Annotated in this window: 1 protein-coding gene; it reads left to right on the forward strand. The window is 46.5% G+C overall.

All coding sequences use genetic code 11. The annotated features are described in order from the left end of the window. Positions 1-294: 294 nt before the first annotated feature. A partial coding sequence (gene ydfZ, locus FJV41_RS56725; RefSeq protein ID WP_141649713.1) for a putative selenium delivery protein YdfZ occupies positions 295-383 on the forward strand: 89 nt, incomplete at its 3' end.

The raw sequence follows: 383 nt of genomic DNA on the forward strand, positions 1-383 counted from the left end.
CACTGGCACCGTTGATGCCCTAATAGTGCCATCTTTCGCTATTTTCCGCGGGCTGGCAAGGTTAATAATCTGGTCATAAAACAGTAACCTGGCTGACATATGACGGACAGTATCACGCTTCATCCCCTCGCCGCGCAGGCGATGCGATGGAGGCGAACATAAGGTCTTCTTGCCTTTATGCTCAGGTGGTTATTAAAATAAATTTGATTATCCTCAAAACTTTTTTAGGCAGAAAGCGGTATTAATTTGCGCGCTTAATCATTGCTTTCACCCAGGTTTATTTAGGAGGAGACCATGAAAACCTATGACCGTAATCGTAACGCTATTGCTACCGGCAGCATGGTAATGATCGCCGGTAACGGGACGACGGGCGTGATTAAAGC

This window comes from Myxococcus llanfairpwllgwyngyllgogerychwyrndrobwllllantysiliogogogochensis (assembly GCF_006636215.1).
GTDB classification, from domain to species: domain Bacteria; phylum Myxococcota; class Myxococcia; order Myxococcales; family Myxococcaceae; genus Myxococcus; species Myxococcus llanfairpwllgwyngyllgogerychwyrndrobwllllantysiliogogogochensis.